Annotated in this window: 13 protein-coding genes and 1 pseudogene; 9 read left to right on the forward strand and 5 right to left on the reverse strand. The window is 29.4% G+C overall.

Translation table 11 applies throughout. The features are described from left to right. Window positions 1-1,561, reverse strand: a pseudogene (locus EC396_RS02270) (hypothetical protein); the annotation flags it as partial. Between the two features lie 200 nt (window positions 1,562-1,761). On the opposite strand from EC396_RS02270, the gene murC reads away from it, so the two are divergent. Beyond that, a complete protein-coding gene (gene murC / locus EC396_RS02275; RefSeq protein ID WP_129365090.1) occupies window positions 1,762-3,117 on the forward strand; it encodes a UDP-N-acetylmuramate--L-alanine ligase in 1,356 nt (451 codons plus the stop codon). Between the two features lie 103 nt (window positions 3,118-3,220). Here the strand turns inward: murC and EC396_RS02280 are convergent, their stop codons facing one another. Together EC396_RS02280 and trkA are read right to left on the reverse strand one after the other, a co-directional pair. Next, on the reverse strand, window positions 3,221-4,720 hold the full coding sequence (locus EC396_RS02280; RefSeq protein ID WP_129365091.1) for a TrkH family potassium uptake protein: 1,500 nt from the start codon (window positions 4,718-4,720) through the stop codon (window positions 3,221-3,223). Window positions 4,721-4,799: 79 nt separating this feature from the next. Further along, window positions 4,800-6,146, reverse strand: coding sequence for a Trk system potassium transporter TrkA (trkA, locus tag EC396_RS02285; RefSeq protein WP_129365092.1), 1,347 nt, complete (start codon window positions 6,144-6,146; stop codon window positions 4,800-4,802). A gap of 54 nt (window positions 6,147-6,200) precedes the next feature. On the opposite strand from trkA, the gene radC reads away from it, so the two are divergent. The 3 genes from radC to EC396_RS02300 all read left to right on the forward strand — a co-directional run bounded on the left by radC (window position 6,201) and on the right by EC396_RS02300 (window position 9,257). Further along, window positions 6,201-6,899: a DNA repair protein RadC gene (gene radC, locus EC396_RS02290; protein WP_129365093.1), complete on the forward strand. Its 699-nt coding sequence runs from the start codon at window positions 6,201-6,203 to the stop codon at window positions 6,897-6,899. A gap of 189 nt (window positions 6,900-7,088) precedes the next feature. Continuing rightward, complete coding sequence (locus EC396_RS02295) at window positions 7,089-8,384, forward strand: polysaccharide deacetylase family protein (protein ID WP_129365094.1); 1,296 nt, start codon at window positions 7,089-7,091, stop codon at window positions 8,382-8,384. 3 nt (window positions 8,385-8,387) lie between these two features. After that, window positions 8,388-9,257 carry a hypothetical protein gene (locus tag EC396_RS02300; protein WP_129365095.1) on the forward strand — a complete coding sequence of 290 codons (870 nt, stop codon included), beginning with the start codon at window positions 8,388-8,390 and terminating at the stop codon, window positions 9,255-9,257. Here the strand turns inward: EC396_RS02300 and EC396_RS02305 are convergent. Then, on the reverse strand, window positions 9,235-10,365 hold the full coding sequence (locus tag EC396_RS02305; RefSeq protein WP_129365096.1) for a glycosyltransferase: 1,131 nt from the start codon (window positions 10,363-10,365) through the stop codon (window positions 9,235-9,237). The genes EC396_RS02300 and EC396_RS02305 overlap by 23 nt on opposite strands. Window positions 10,366-10,534: 169 nt before the next feature. Here EC396_RS02305 and EC396_RS02310 point away from each other — a divergent pair, with 169 nt between their 5' ends. From EC396_RS02310 to EC396_RS02330, 5 genes are all read left to right on the forward strand, one after another. Next, the gene (locus EC396_RS02310) at window positions 10,535-11,989 is read left to right on the forward strand and encodes a lipopolysaccharide biosynthesis protein (protein ID WP_129365097.1); all 1,455 of its coding nucleotides are present in this window, start codon (window positions 10,535-10,537) and stop codon (window positions 11,987-11,989) included. Window positions 11,990-11,998: 9 nt separating this feature from the next. Beyond that, window positions 11,999-12,682, forward strand: a complete 684-nt coding sequence (locus tag EC396_RS02315) for a YjjG family noncanonical pyrimidine nucleotidase (RefSeq protein ID WP_129365098.1) — start codon at window positions 11,999-12,001, stop codon at window positions 12,680-12,682. Between the two features lie 193 nt (window positions 12,683-12,875). Beyond that, window positions 12,876-13,427, forward strand: coding sequence for a hypothetical protein (locus EC396_RS02320; protein WP_129365099.1), 552 nt, complete (start codon window positions 12,876-12,878; stop codon window positions 13,425-13,427). Further along, window positions 13,424-14,803, forward strand: a complete 1,380-nt coding sequence (locus tag EC396_RS02325; RefSeq protein WP_129365100.1) for a DUF5723 family protein — start codon at window positions 13,424-13,426, stop codon at window positions 14,801-14,803. The genes EC396_RS02320 and EC396_RS02325 overlap by 4 nt, the downstream gene beginning before the upstream one ends. Window positions 14,804-14,837: 34 nt before the next feature. Further along, entirely contained in the window at window positions 14,838-15,695 is an 858-nt protein-coding gene (locus EC396_RS02330; protein ID WP_129365101.1) for a hypothetical protein, read from the forward strand. Between the two features lie 10 nt (window positions 15,696-15,705). On the opposite strand, the gene EC396_RS02335 is transcribed toward EC396_RS02330, so the two are convergent. Then, window positions 15,706-16,773 carry a methyltransferase domain-containing protein gene (locus tag EC396_RS02335; RefSeq protein ID WP_129365102.1) on the reverse strand — a complete coding sequence of 356 codons (1,068 nt, stop codon included), beginning with the start codon at window positions 16,771-16,773 and terminating at the stop codon, window positions 15,706-15,708. Between the last annotated feature and the right edge of the window lie 32 nt (window positions 16,774-16,805).

Consider the following 16,805-nt stretch of genomic DNA (forward strand, 5'->3'; position numbering starts at 1 on the left):
TTGGATTGTCAATTTCACAAAAAGTTTGAGTTGCAGCACCAGTAGGAGGTAAAGGTTTTTCAATGTTTGCAGTAACTTCTAATCTCAAAACACTTTCACAACCAGCAGTATTTGTTATTGTAGCATAGTAAACTTTACCATCAACCAAAGCAGCTGTTTTAGTTAAAGGAGTTGTAGCATTATCACTATCGTACCAATTGATTTCATTTCCACTAGGACTTAAATTCTCAATAGTTGGATTGTTAATTTCACAAAAAGTTTGAGTTGCAGCACCAGTAGGAGGTAAAGGCTTTTCAATGTTAGCAGTAACTTCTAATCGTAAAACACTTTCACAACCAGAAGTATTTGTTATTGTAGCGTAATAAACTTTACCATCAACCAAAGCAGCTGTTTTAGTTAAAGGAATTGTAGCATTATCACTATCGTACCAATTGATGTTATTTCCACTAGGACTTAAACTGTCAACAGTTGGATTTTCAATTTCACAGAAAGTTTGAGTTGTAGGACCTGTTGGAGGAGTAACTACTTCGATTACTACTGCTACATTAGCGGATGCATCAGGGCAAGCACCTAAACTACTTTTAACAGTATAAGTGTATGTTCCAGAGCTATTAACACCAGGTTCAAAAGTACCTAAGTAACCACCAGATAGAGAACTTGGCCCTGTCCAAACACCAGTAATATCAGGACTTCCTCCTAATTTATCAAATAAATTAGTTGTAACTAAATCAATTTCGCACTCGTTTAATGATGAACTTATTCCTGCATTTGGAGGGGTGTCAATAAAAACTGTTGTTTTAGCTCTTTCTAAGCTTTCACAACCAACGCTTTCTTGAGTTGCCCAATAATCTTCACCATTAATTAAGGCTGTTGAAATATCTAAAGGTAGAGATGCCATTTCAGATTCGTACCAAATAACATTGTTTTCTATAGCTTTTAAATTATCTACAGTAGGATTGGAAGTAGCACAAAATGTTTGTGTTGGAGCCACGGTAGGCGTTTCTGGAGCAATTAAAATAACGGCAGTTCCCAATCTTTTACTAGTACATCCATTTGCGGTTTGCTGTACATAATAAGTTACCCCATTTACCAGTGGGGTTGAGTCTGAAAGTAAGTTGCCACCAGTTTTGGCATCATACCATTCAATATTTGTACCAGTTGCTGGTAAATCTGCTATTGTAGCATTTTCATCGGCACAAACACCTATAATAGAGTAAGTATTTGTTGGAGGTGTTCCATTAATTGTTACGGTAACAGCAAGTCTGTTTGGGCTACAACTTCCACCTGTAATATCATCTGCATAATAGGTTTTGTTATTTTCTAAACGGAGTAATTTATCATACTGAGTTCCTCCAGAAGGAGCATCAAACCATGCAATTTCACCACCAGAAACTATAAAATTTTCAATTTTAGGTTCATTGCTATCACAAAAAATTTGAGAAGTATTTCCTATTGGGGTTGGATTTACACATTGTGAATATGTCAGTTCATGACTTAAAAAGGCTAAAACAAAGAATAATAATATTGTATTAATATTCAATGAAAATTTTTCTTTTTTCATTAGTTGGGTATTGGTTAGTTTTTTGATTTCGAATAAATGAAATCGTTTGGTATATCAAAAATAGTTAATTTTATTCAATTTTAGATGAATAAGTTGTTTTTTGAAGTATGATGTTTCTGTGTAAATTTGTTGAAAATAAAGTTGATTCATCGTGTTTTTTTTAGGAGATTACTTACATTTGATGTTAAAAATTATAATATATGAATATACATTTTATAGCAATAGGAGGTAGTGCTATGCATAATTTAGCCCTGGCTTTGAAAGAAAAAGGGTATACTATTTCAGGAAGTGACGATGCTATTTTTGAACCTTCAAAAACAAGGTTGGCAAATAAAGGTTTGTTACCTAGTGATTTTGGATGGTTTTCAGAAAAAATCACATCAGATTTGGATGCTGTAATTTTAGGAATGCATGCAAAACCCGATAATCCTGAGCTAAAAAAAGCACAGGAATTGGGTCTGAAAATATATTCATATCCAGAGTTTTTATATGAACAGTCTAAAGATAAAACACGTGTTGTAATTGGTGGCTCTCATGGGAAAACAACCATTACTTCTATGATTTTACACGTGCTAAATTATCATAATATGGATGTAGATTATATGGTAGGTGCACAATTAGATGGTTTTGATACCATGGTACATTTAACTTCTGATAATGAATTTATGGTGTTAGAAGGAGATGAATATTTATCGAGCCCAATAGATATGCGACCAAAATTTCATTTATATCAGCCAAATATTGCTTTGATAAGTGGTATTGCGTGGGATCATATCAATGTGTTTCCAACTTTTGAAAATTATGTTGAACAGTTTTCAATTTTTACCAATTCATTAATTGATGGTGGAATAATGGTCTACAATGAAGAAGATGAAATTGTAAAAAATGTTGTTGAATCAGCTGAAAATCCTATTAAAAAATATCCGTACATAACCCCAAATTATAAAATTGTTGATGGCACTACATTTATTGAAACTAATGAGGGTGAGCTTCCTTTAGAAATTTTTGGGAAACACAATTTACAAAACATGGCAGGAGCAAAATGGATTTGTCAGCATATGGGTGTAAATGAAGATGATTTTTATGAAGCTATTGTAAGTTTTAAAGGTGCAAGCAAACGCTTGGAAAAAATTGCTGAAAATAAAAATACGGTTGTGTTTAAAGATTTTGCACATTCGCCTAGCAAAGTTGAAGCAACTACAAATGCAGTTAAAAATCAGTATAGCAATAGAGAAGTAATAGCTTGTTTAGAGTTGCATACCTATAGTAGTTTAAATGCCGATTTTTTAAAAGAATATAAAGGTGCTTTAAATAGTGCAGATAAAGCAGTTGTATATTATTCTGCACATGCATTAGAAATTAAGCGTTTAGAAAAAATTTCAGAAGCACAAATTAGAAATGCATTTGAACGCGAAGATTTAATAGTTTTTACGGATGCTGATGCTTTTAAAGAATTTTTATTCAATCAGAATTTAGAAAATACTGCGTTACTTTTAATGAGTTCGGGTAATTATGGAGGTTTGGATTTTGAGAAGTTTAAATCGTTGGTTTTTTAAACAAATTAAGAAAATCTATTAAAAAGTGAGACTGAATAATTTTTTAGTCTCACTTTTTATTTTGTGTCAATACCTTAAAAATAAAATGCATTTTACAAAAATCTTAAATGTTTTTCCAAAAGAAAGGTGTAAATAATATTAAAACAGTAAACAATTCTAACCTTCCAATTAGCATTAAAAACGAGCAGAACCATTTTGCAGGTATGGTTAAATGTGCAAAATTATCAACCGGACTTACAGATCCAATTGCAGGTCCAATATTACCTAAAGACGAAGCTGCAGCACCCATTGCTGAAGGGAAATCTAATCCGAAAAAGGTTAATAATAAACTACTCATTATAAAAATAAGCATGTAAAGTACAAAAAAAGATAAGATATTGTAAATAATTGTTTTTGGAACACTTCCGCCATCGTAACGTACTGGTATTATTGCATTTGGATGCAGTACTTTTTTAAATTCGTAAAAACTACTTTTTATCATAATAATATGACGAACAACTTTAACACCACCACTGGTAGAACCTGCAGAACCACCAATAAAAAATAACGAAAACATAATGGCTGTAACCATAGCGCTCCACATTGTAAAATCGGCAGAAACAAAACCAGTTGTTGTTAAAACAGAAACAACTGAAAACGCAGCATGTCTAAAGGCATTTTCTGTTTCACCCCAAATTTTAGTATGACTTAAACTAGATGCTAAATTTGGATCTTGATAATTAACAATTAAAAAAGTAATAAGTAAAGTTACAGCCACGGTGCCAAAAAAGTAATATCTAAACTCTTCACTTTTAAAAACTTTGCTAATTTTTCCTTTTAAAGCAAAATAGGTTAGTACAAAATTTGCACCTGCAATAAACATAAAAACAATAATTATATATTGAATTATTGGAAAGTTATCATAATGAGCAATACTTGCATTTTTTGTTGAAAAACCTCCCGTACTCATAGTTGCCATAGCGTGGTTAATAGCATCAAACCAAGTCATTCCTGCAATTTTTAGTAAAAGGAATTCTACCAGAGTTAGTAAAAAATAAATCAACCAAAGACGTTTTGCGGTTTCAGTAATTCTAGGGTGCATTTTATCGGCCGAAGGACCTGGAGCTTCAGCCATAAATAACTGCATACCACCAATTCCCAATAAAGGTAAAATGGCAACCGTAAGTACAATAATTCCCATACCGCCAATCCAATGTGTTGCACTTCGCCAAAATAAAATACCTTTTGGCATAGATTCAATATCTGTTAAAATTGAGGAACCTGTTGTTGAATATCCAGAAATTGTTTCAAAAAAAGCATTTACATAAACGGGAATGGTTTCAGTATAAACATACGGTAGAGTTCCTGTTAATGTAAGCATGAGCCAACCTAAAGTAACAATTAAATAACCTTCTTTTTTGCCAAGATTTTTTTTAGCATTTCGGTTAAAAAACCACAATATAAAACCAATTACAATAGTGGTTATACCAGCTCCTAAAATGCCCCATTTTTCAGTTTCACCATAATAAATACTAAAAGGCACAGCTAGTAGCATAAACAATCCGTTTAGTATGGAAGTTAACCCTAAAAAACTTATGATAATTTGTATGTTGAGGTTTTTCATATTAAAAATTGGTAAACTTAAAATTTTAAAAGATGTATTGGATATTTAAAACTTTAAATTTTAGCTAGTTATGGTGTTTTTAGTTAAATAATTTTTCAACCTTATGAATGGCTTCAGGTAAGCAAAAAACAACAGCTTTGTCTCCTGCTAAAATTTGAAAATCTCCAAAGGTCATATGTGCAATACCATTTCTAATTACGCCACCAAAAACAGCTTTTTCGGTAATCTTAATATCTCTAATTAGATTTTTTGTAACAAGTGAATTTTCTTTCACTCTAAATTCTAAAACTTCGGCATCAACATTGTGTAAGTTGGCTAATTTTAATACATCGCCCTTACGTACATGTTTAAAAATAGCACTTGCAGCTAGTAATTTTTTGTTGATTAAAGTGTCAATACCAATTGTTTGTGAAATATTGATATAGTCCATATTTTCTACCAAAGCAATTGTTTTTTTAACGCCTTTTGATTTGGCCACCAAACATGACATGATATTGGTCTCAGAGTTTCCTGTTACAGCAACAAAGGCATCCATTTGAGAAATATTTTCTTCTTCTAGCAATTCAACATTTCTACCATCCCCTTTTATAATAAGTGCATTTGGAATTTTTTCGGCCACTTCTTTGGCGCGCTCTTTATCAATTTCAAGTAATTTGATGTTAAATTTGTTATTACACAAACTTCGAGCAGCTTTTACACCAATTTTTCCACCGCCTAAAATCATTACATCTTTAACTCCAAATTGGGTTTTCCCCATTAATTTGTATAATTTTTTGATACTTTCTTGTGGCGTTGAAAAGTAAATTTGATCGTTGGCTTTGTAAATTGTATTGCCTCTCGGAATAATAGTTTCGCTACTATTTGAAGGTTTTATAGCAATGGTAATAAAATCAATATCCGAAAATTTATGTCGCGCCTCTCTAACCGTTAAATTAATTAATGGCGAATTGTATTCTAAAGTGCTTCCTAAAATGTTTAAAGTGCCATTTTCAAACTGAATAGTATCATTAAAAGCCGACTGATTTAAAAGCATTAAAATTTCGTTGGCAGCTAATTCACCAGGAGAAATCATACTGTCTATACCTATTTCAGTAAAATCAATTTCAGAATTTCTTGTGAATTCGTGATTTGAAATACGAGCAATTGTTTTTTTTGCGCCCAATTTTTTTGCTAAAACAGCAACTGTAAAATTGGTGTTTTGAGATTCAGTTACAGCTAAAAAAATATCAGCTTTATCAATATTTACCTCTTTCAATAATTTTATAGAAGTAGCATCTCCTCTTTTAGTGATAACGTCTATGTGATTGCTTGCATATTCAAGTTTTTCAGCATCTGTATCAATTAAATAGATGTCTTGAGATTCAAAAGAAAGTAGTTTTGCTAAATGAAAACCCACATCTCCTGCACCTGCAATTATAATTTTCATGTTTTGAAATATTTAGACAAATATATTACTCTTATCTTTGAAAAAAAAATGTTTATGGAATATGAAAATAAATCATTGTCTATCAAGGCTTGGGCTGAAGATGATAGACCAAGAGAAAAACTGTTGTTAAAAGGTAAAAGTGCTTTGTCTGATGCAGAGTTAATTGCAATTTTAATTGGTTCTGGTAGTAGAAATGAAAGCGCAGTTGACCTGTCTAAACGAATTTTAAATTCAATTGAAAATAACCTGAATACTTTGGGGAAATTGACAGCTTTGGATTTGCAAAAGTTTAAAGGAATAGGCGAGGCAAAAGCGATTTCAATTATTACCGCGCTTGAATTGGGGCGAAGACGAAGATTAGAAGAGGCTTTGGAAGTGCCTAAAATAACAAGTAGTAAAAGTGTTTTTGAAATAATGCAACCCTTAATAGGAGAGTTGCAACACGAAGAATTTTGGATAGTATATCTAAATAATTCGAATAAAGTTTTGTTGAAAGAACAGCTAAGTAAAGGTGGTTTAACCGGAACTTTGGTAGATGTGCGATTGGTGTTTAAAAGAGCATTGGATTTGTTTGCAACGGCAGTTATTTTATGTCATAACCATCCATCAGGAAAATTACAGCCAAGTGTTGCAGATAAATCAATTACCAGTAAATTAAAATTGGCAGGAGAAACATTAGACATAAAAGTACTGGATCATTTAATTATTACCGAAAATGCTTATTTTAGCTTTGCCGATGAGAGTATATTATAGACTGAAAGTTTTAAAGTTTAAAGTCTAAAGTCTAAAGTTTAAAGTTGAATAAAATAAAAGTTACATATTAAAAATTAGAAGTTTTTTTAGATTTTCAGTAAAATCTTAAGGCAAACAATACCCTCCTTGAGGTGGGAATTGTTGTTGAGTTAGCAACAAACAACCAAAATCCAACAACCAAAACAGATAATGTTATTAGTTTACACGCATAAAGTCACGCCTAGAATAAGTTATATTTTTAAACAATTTTTTGTTAGAACCTTAAAAATTCAGGTAACATTTACAACAAAAGTTGATGAATTTGCAGCACATAATGGACCAAAAATATCTTATTCTAAAACGCCATTGGGTGAGGAGTTTTACATTAGAAGTAACGATTTGTTATTTGAGCAAGGTATTAACGATATTGACATTGTTATTGCTAAATGGGATGATGTGCCTTGTTTTTTTCCAGCAGGAGAATCTAGCAGTATTCCGTTTGATATTTTTGCCGCAAGTTTTTATTTAATTTCACGTTACGAAGAATACTTGCCTCATGTAAGAGATATGCATGAACGATTTCCTGCAGATGAAAGTATTGCCTTTAAAAATGGATTTTTAGAACAGCCTTTAATAGATATTTGGGCATTTAAGTTTTTAGAATTACTTAAAGAAAAATTTCCAAATTACAATTATCAAAGTAGAAATTTTGAAATGATTTCAACTTTTGATATTGATATCGCTTATGCCTATAAAAACAAAGGAATTATTAGAACTTTAGGTGGGTTTTTTAAGGATATTGTAAGGTTGAATTTTGTGAATTTTTGGTATAGGCTTCTTACAATTTTGAATCTTAAAAAAGACTCGTTTGATACGTTTTCTGAAATTTTAAGAATTAAAAAAGAATACAATGTAGATACCCGTTTTTTCTTTTTATTGGGCGATTATACAACGTATGACAAAAATGTTTCGTTTATAAATAACAAATTTCAATCATTAATTAAATCTGTTGGAGACTATGCTAAAATAGGAATGCACCCATCTTACTTTTCTATAAAAGATGTTGAAATGTTGAAAAAAGAAAAAAAACGTTTAGAGAGTATAATAAATGCACCTGTAGTTTTTTCGCGTCAGCATTTTTTAAGGTTGATTATTCCCGAAACTTATCAAAATTTAATAGACTTAGATATTGAAGAAGATTATACTATGGGGTACGCAAAATATGCAGGTTTTAGAGCCAGTACATGTACGCCTTTTTATTTTTATGATCTTGATTTTGAAATTCAAACACCACTTAAGTTATATCCGTTTGCTTTTATGGATGGCACTTTAAAAGATTATATGAAATTGTCAAATGAAGAAAGTTTGGCTCTTATTTTTAAATTAAAAGATGAAGTGAAAAAAGTAAACGGAACATTTATTTCACTATTGCACAACGAAACTTTAAGTGAAGGTGAGCATTGGGCTGGTTGGAATGAAATTTATTTAAAAATGGTGAATTATTAATTTATGATTCGTTATTTAAAAAGAAAAAACATTGATATTGTAAAATACAACGCTTGTATTGAAACAGCTGTAAATACACGAATATACGCCTATAGTTGGTATTTAGATATTGTTGCTGATAATTGGGATGCTTTGGTGTTGAATGATTATGAAGCTGTAATGCCGTTGACTTGGCGGCAAAAATACTTTATCAAATATATTTACCCGCCAGCATGGACCCAGCAACTTGGTGTCTTCTCTAGTTTTAAGATTGAAGCAGATATAACAAAACAGTTTGTTGATGCTATCCCAAAAAAGTTTAAAAAAATCACTATTCAGTTTAATTCAAACAACGATTTGAGTTTGTTTAAAACTGAAGAGAGAATGAATTATATACTGCCTTTAAATAAATCGTATGAAGATATTTATAATGGATATAATAAAAATAGAAAACGAAGTTTAAAAAAACTAGGAGCAGAAAATTATAGTATTGATAAAAAAATAAATGCTAGTGAATTTTTAGTCTTTTATTTAAATGAACAAAAAAACTACCAATTAAAACAAGATCAAATTACCTCACTTCAGCAATTGTTAAACTCAAATCAAAAAGCAGTTAATATTTGGGGAATTAAAGAAAATGAAAAATTATTAGCTAGTTTAATTTGGCTAAAAGACATAAATAGAATTACCTATTTATTGCCAATTGCTACTAAAAAAGCTAAGGAAAAAGGTTTACCAACATTATTAATTTCACAATTGATTAAAGACTTTCAAAATAGCAATTTACTATTAGATTTTGAAGGCTCTATGGTTAAAGGAGTTGCAGGGTTTTATAAAAGTTTTGGGGTTGAAGAAGAAAAGTATTTTAGTTTTAAAATGAAATTATTGTTTTAAGATATATCCTACTGTATTCATTACAAATATGTTCTTTACTAAAATTTTTAACTGCATAATTGTGTATTTCTTCTTTAGAAGCAATTGTATATTTTTTTTCATATAAATTTAAGGTTTCTTGATATAATTGCTCTTCGTTTTTAATTGAAATTAGTTTTCCGAAATTATTAGGAAAATATTCATTAATTCCACCCACATTTGTTGCTATTACAGGAATTCCACAAGAAAAAGCTTCTAAAATTACACAAGGTAAATTCTCGTAATTGCTAAACAATATAAATAAATTTGATTTTTTTAAATAATTTGAGACTTCGGCATTTGAAATTTGATCAATAATATGGATGTTTTTGATTTTTAATTTCTCAATGAGTTCAGTGTATTTAGCTGAATTACTTCCTATTAAATTAAATTCAAGATTGGGTATTTTACTTTGTAATTTTGAAATAACCGATAAAATTCCTTTTATATTTTTAACTTCATTATCCATTCCAGAAACATGGGTAATAGTAAAATGCTCACTGTTGTTATTAGAAATATTAAATATATCTGTATCAACTACATTGGGTATTGGATAATAGTTTCCTTTTAGGCCAAAACAAATCATTGCTTTCTCTAAATATTTTGCAACAGGACAAACAAATGAGGCTTTTTTTACAATAATTTTAGAGAGTATTTTTTCAAATAAACCAATTGATTTATTGTTAGGGAACTGATATCCACTCCAATGTTCTGTAATTATATATGGTATTTTAATAAAATATTTAACATACAATGCAATTAATCCAACAGGATAAGTAATGTTTAAATGTACAACATCAAAATCTTTAATGGTTTTTATTGTTGTGATGTATGTATTAAAAAAAAGGAAAAATTTTAAAAACAGATTTCTCGTTTTTGGGATATAAATAATATGGGTATTTACATTGTTAACTGTTTGAAAGGTTTTTTCAGTTTTATTTATTTTGTTATCTGTAATAACGTGTATCAGTGTTACGTTGTGTTTGGTAGCAATAGCTTCAGCATGTCTTTGAACAAAATCGCCATTTGTTGGTAAAACTCTTGATGGATACCAACCACATAAAAACAAAATATTTAAACTGTTTTTCAATTTTTTAAAAGTTAATTATGATATTAGACCCTAATGGTGCAAATATAGTTTTATAATTTAACAGCATCTCAATTCAAGTTTTATTTCAAAAATAATCTTATTCAAATTGTTTACATTTGTTTGTTGAGTAGGGCATTAAATTTATATAATAAATGATAGTTAATCTAAAATGGATGATTTAAAAAACAAAACAATTTACGGCTTAGTTTGGAGTTTTGTTGAAAGTTTCTTTACTTATTTTATCCAATTTGGTATAGGTATTTTTTTAGCTCGTATTTTATCGCCTAAAGATTTTGGACTAATAGGTATGATTGCAATATTTATTGCGATTTCAAAAGTTTTTGTTTATGCAGGATTGGGTAGTGCATTGATAAGAAAAAAAGAATGTAATCAAACAGACTATTCGACAGTTTTTTATTTCTCAGTATTTGTAAGTTTTGTTTTTTATGGTTTACTTTTATTATTATCAACGGGTATTGCTAATTTCTATGGAGAATCCATATTAAAACAAATTGTACAAGTATTTGCATTAGGTATTATTTTTGATGCTTTTGGTTTTGTTCATCAAACAAAATTAAACAGGGATTTGAATTTTAAACTTCAGGCTAAAATTTCTTTTATTTCAACGGTTTTATCAGGATGTGGAGCTATAATAATTGCAATTTTGGGTTATGGTGTTTGGGCTTTAGTAATGTTGAATCTTTTAAAAACACTATCAACGTCAGTTTTATTTTGGGTATTTGTAAAATGGAAGCCAAGTTTAGTGTTTAATATAAAAGCTCTTAGAGAGTTATTTGATTTTGGATGGAAATTATTAATGGTTGGATTAATTGAAACTGTATATAGAGATGGATTTTATTTAATAATTGGAAAGTATTATTCAGCTGCTCAATTAGGGTTTTTTAATAGGGCTGATAGATTTCAGGCTATGATTTCAGAAAATATAGCAAGATTGATTGCAAAGGTCTCATACCCAGTGCTTTCTAAAGTTGATGATTTAATTGTTTTGAAACGTAGTTACCAAAAATTAGTTCAAAACACTATGTTTATTACTTTTATTTTAATGTTTGGGCTTGCCGCTAGTGCTGAAGCAATTATTTTAACATTGTTAGGTGAGAACTGGTCTGAATCAATTTTATACTTACAATTTTTAACTTTAGTTGGCGCTTTGTATCCACTGCAATCACTAAATACTGATATTCTAAAAGTGTTTGGTAGAAGTGATTTGTTTTTAAAACTAGAAATAGTTAAAAAAACAATTGCAATTCCTGTGCTAATTTTTTGTGCCTTTTTAAGTATAAAAATATTGATTTTAGGAATGCTAATTATTTCTATGCTATCTTGTATGTTGAATGCGTTTTGGAGTTCAAAGTTGTTGAAATATTCTGTTTTGGAGCAGTTAAAAGATATTTTTCCTTCGTTTTTATTTGCAATAATTATTGGGTTGATTGTCTATTTAGTAGGTTATTTAATAGAAATAAAACCTTTATTTTTACTTTTAATTCAATTATTGCTTGGAATTAGTTTGGTAATTTCAATAGGAGAATTTATTTCTCAGCCCAATTATATGTATATAAAAACCAACTTAGTAAAAGTTGCTAAAGGATTAAAAAATAAAATATAAGTAAATAAAATGAACCACATCAACCACATATTTTTCGATTTAGATCACACCCTTTGGGATTTTGAAACAAACTCAGACATTGCTTTTGAAGCCATTTTTAAAAAATATGGTGTAAATGCCAATATGGATAAGTTTTTAAATTATTACCGAGGTATTAATGAAAAATACTGGAAACTTTACCGTGATGAAAAAGTAACCCAAGAAGAATTGAGGGTGGGAAGATTAAAAGATACTTTTACTAAAATTAAATACCAAGTAGATTTACAGTTAATAGATAATTTATCAGTTGATTATATTGAATATTTGCCTAAAAACAACCAGCTTTTTGAAGGTACTTTTGAAATTTTGGAGCATCTAAAGCCAAAATATAAAATGCACATTATTACCAATGGTTTTAATGAAGTTCAATTTAAGAAAATTGAAAATTCGGGTTTAACTACTTATTTTGATAAAATAATTACATCGGAATCTGTTGGTGTAAAAAAACCAAATCCTATCATTTTTCAGTATGCTTTAGATCAAGCAAAAGCAACTTCAAGTGAGTCTATTATGATTGGTGATAATTGGGAAGCCGATATTATGGGTGCAAAAAATGCGGGACTCGATGTTATCTTTTGTAATTTTAATAACGAATCTGTTTCAGCAAATATCAAATCGGTTAAAAATTTATTAGAGCTAAAACAGTATTTGTAAAATTTAAGTGTGTTGGTTGCTTAGCCAATTCAGTCAATAAAAAATAAATAAATCGGTTCAATATAATCTGCAAACTAAATAAAGTATGCTTAAAATAAAAATCAATAATTAACATTAACAACTAATCATAATTGGTGTGAAATTCAAAAAAAATAAATTAACTTTGATATGTTTATTATGAACCCCTCTCATTATGAAAAACGCTTTATTTGGCTATTTATTTCTTATTGTTTGTTGTTTTCAAAGTTGTACAAAAGCTGTTGATTTTGATCAGATTGACAATGTTCAAATTAATACCAATTACATTGTAACGCAAGTCTTTTTTAATTTAGAAGCTCCAGATTTTTTAAATGAATTTGGAGATGAGTTAAACATTCAAAGTAATTTAATTGAAACTGGAATTAGTGGTGGCACCGATAAATATTTAGAAAAAATTGTATTTAATGTAGAAACCAAAAATGAATTTAGCAGAACTTTTAATGTAACTATTAACCTTTTTGATGCTTCTAAAAATCTTATTTACACTTTAAGTCCTACTGTTGTAATTCCTCCAAATTCAGGTGCTTTAACTACCCAAATTGAAATTCCAAAGAAAGATATTGGCTTGGTTATCAATGCGCAGTATATAGACTTTTTATTGTTTATGTCATCAAGTTCTGATGGTAGTATAATTTCACCAAGCGACCCATCTATACTTAATTTTAAGTCTTATGTTGAGTTGTTTTTAAATTATACTACAGAATGAGAAAAATTGTTTTTATAGTATTTTTAATGTTGTCTGTTGGTTACGCTCAAAATAATGAGGTTTTATATGATTTTGCAGAACTTCCTCAAACTTTAATATTAAATCCAGGAGCTGAAGTTTCCAATAATTTTTATGTTGGATTTCCTTTATTGTCTCAAGTTGCTGTGCAAGGCGGTTTTAGTGCATTTTCTTATTATGATATTTTTGCAAGTAACGGTGTAGATATAAATACCAAAATTGACGATGCTGTACAAAAATTTGGAAATGCTGAATTTATTGAAGTAAACCAAAAACTAGAGGCTTTAAGTGGTGGTTTTAAGTTAAATAACACTATTTATTTGAGTTTTGGATACTATCAGGAATTTAATTCGTTGATAAAAATTCCTAAAAGTCTTGTTGATTTAGCATATTATGGCAATTCAGATATTAATCACAACTATTCTGTTAATAAATTAGCAGCAAGAGCCGAACTATTGGGGGTTTTTCACGCCGGAATTTCTAAAAAAATAAATGAAAAATGGCAAGTTGGTGCACGTGGAAAAATATATTCGAGCGCTATAAATGTGAGTAGTAAAAGAAATGCAGGTGCTTTAAAAACGACCTACGGAACAGATAATATTTACAAACAGCAATTAAACAATGTTGATTTGCTAATGCAAACTTCGGGTGTGTTTTTGGAAGATGAGGATGGTAATATTGATGTAGAAGCTGCAGACTTTGTTAAAAAAATGTTGTTGGGTGGTAATTTAGGTTTAGGCTTGGATTTAGGATTTACACATAATTATAAAGAGCAATGGACCGTTAGCGGGAGTGTATTGGACTTAGGATTTGTTTACAATACTCAAAATGTTAAGTCGTATCAAGTAAAAGGCGATTTTGAGGTTGAAGGTTTTGATCTTGAATTTGATAACAGTAATGCTGCGGATTATTGGAACGATTTAAAAGATAGGTTTGAAAAAGAGGTAGTTTTAGATACCCTGTATACCAAATATATTACTTTGCGTCCGCTTAAATTTTATGGTGCCATTCATTATAGTTTTGGAAAAGAATACGATAATTGTCGTTTTGAGACCCGTCCAGGTTTATTTAGTAATAAAGTAGGTGTACAATTGTATTCAACACTTGGTCAAGTACATTCTAATTTAGCATTAACACTCTTTTTTGAGCATTGGTTTAATAAACATTTTCAAGCCAAAGTAACTTACACCGCCGATTCTTACACTTTTGCAAATTTAGGCCTCGGTATTTCAACGCAATTAGGGCCTGTTAATTTGTATTTATTGGCAGATAATTTACAGTACTTATCCAATCTTTATGCTGCTAAAAGTGCCAATGTTCAAGTTGGGTTAAATTTTATATTTTACAATAATAATTAGTACATTTACAAAATTCATCAAAAAAAATATGAGTATGCGTCGTTTAATTTCTATTTGTGTTGTTTTTATTTTAGTTAGTTTTTCTAATGTTTTCGGACAAGAAGTTTTAAATTCTTATAAATATGTTATTGTTCCTGCTCAATATGAGTTTCAAAGCTCTGCAGATCAGTATCAAATAAATTCATTAACTAAATTTTTGTTTGAAAAAAAGGACTTTGATGTTTTATTGTCAACAGATGCTTATCCACAAGAATTAGCAGCAAATCCATGTTTGGCACTAAAAGCAATTTTAGTTAAAGAATCTGGGTTGTTTACTACAAAAGTTAAAATAAATTTGGTAGATTGTTTTAATGCAACTGTTTATTCTACAAAGTTGGGAACTTCTAAAATTAAAGAATATCAAAAAGCTTATCATGAAGCCATAAGAGATGCTTTTGATGAAATTCTTGAATTTGATTATGCTTACAATGGTACTGTTAAAAATAATTTAAATAATGTAGTTGCGCCTGTTGCTCAAACTCAAGTTCAACAAGCAAATGTAGTTCCAGCACCACAGGTAACAACTGCCGTTGTTGCAGAAACCGCTGTGTCTCCAGTAGCTGCACAAACAGTTCCTGCTGAAGTTGAAGAAACAAAAGTATATAACATTGAAGGTACTTATTTTATTGATATGTGGGGTGAATGTAAAATTGAGCCTAAAGGTGATGGTTATGCGATTGTTGGTGGCGATGAAAATTACGAGTTTGCTACTATTAGTAAAACTTCAAAATCGACCATGTTTATGGTTAAAAAAACTGGATTTAGTCAATCTCAATTGTTAGAATTAACTGAAAACGGAAGTCTGCAAATTGACACAGAGAGCGGTGTAAAAGTTTATAAAAGAGTTGAGTAAAAGGGTAAATTTATTTATCAATAATCAGCGAATTCTTTTTAACTTCAAGAGTGTAAGTGTGCGAAAAAAATAAATTTTTATTTCCAAGTAATTTAATTGTTTGGTTTAGAATTGTTTTAGGAATGTTTAATATTTTATTTTTTGAATAGCCATAAAAAGAGTTTGTATAACAAACGTTCATGTTTTTTGATTCTATCATTTTTTTAAGATATTCTAAATCAATCAAGTTTTCGGTCCAATTACCAGTGTAGGGATCACAGGTGTTGGTTGGATGGTTAATTTTGTATTTTATTTCATTAAATTTATGATAATGGTTTACAACATTTATAATCTCATTTACTTGTAAACCTCTTGTTTTTGAAGATAATAATTCAATTTCATCATCTTTTAAATAAGGAAAGTTGTCTTTAATTATTTTTTTTCTAGCTGATAAAAATGAAGTGTTTAAGTCTCTATCTTTCCAGCCAGTTGTTTGAGATGACCCTTTAAATTCAGCATTTAAATGAAGTTTTTTTAGTCTTTTTACGATAAAAGGATTTTTAGAATTGGCGCTAGTCATAAATAATAATGAAAAACCAGCATCTATTGTAGCAATATTTTCAAACCAGTTTTCTAAGTTGTATATATGTTCTAAAACATCAACAGAGCAAATTAAATCTGGTTTTATGTTTAGTTTGTTGATTTCCTCTACAAAAATTTCAACATCTCCACATATGAAGTTATCTATTTTAATTTTTAATGCATTCGAAATAATTTCAGTGTCTTTTACAGATACATCGTAAATATCGTTGTAAATAATTTTTTTAAAACCCACCTCCGATGCTAAATATGTTAGCATTCCAGAACCACCACCGTAATCAATAAAAATACTTTCTGAAATAGGTTTGTTAAGTTTTTTTATAGCTTTTGTCAATAGCTGTGAATACATAGACATGTAAAATGAATAATTGTCTATATATTTTTGTAAATAAATTTTATTGTAATCTGATATGTTTAAGGTATTTAAATTAATTTTTTCAAATTTTAATGCTAAATTTTCAACTCCATTTTTTATTAAATCATTCAAATCGTTATTCATAAATTGTTAATTGTTATAAAATTTATATTCAA

Origin of the sequence: Lutibacter sp. HS1-25, from assembly GCF_004121075.1 — a bacterium.
In the GTDB taxonomy this organism is placed as follows: domain Bacteria; phylum Bacteroidota; class Bacteroidia; order Flavobacteriales; family Flavobacteriaceae; genus Lutibacter.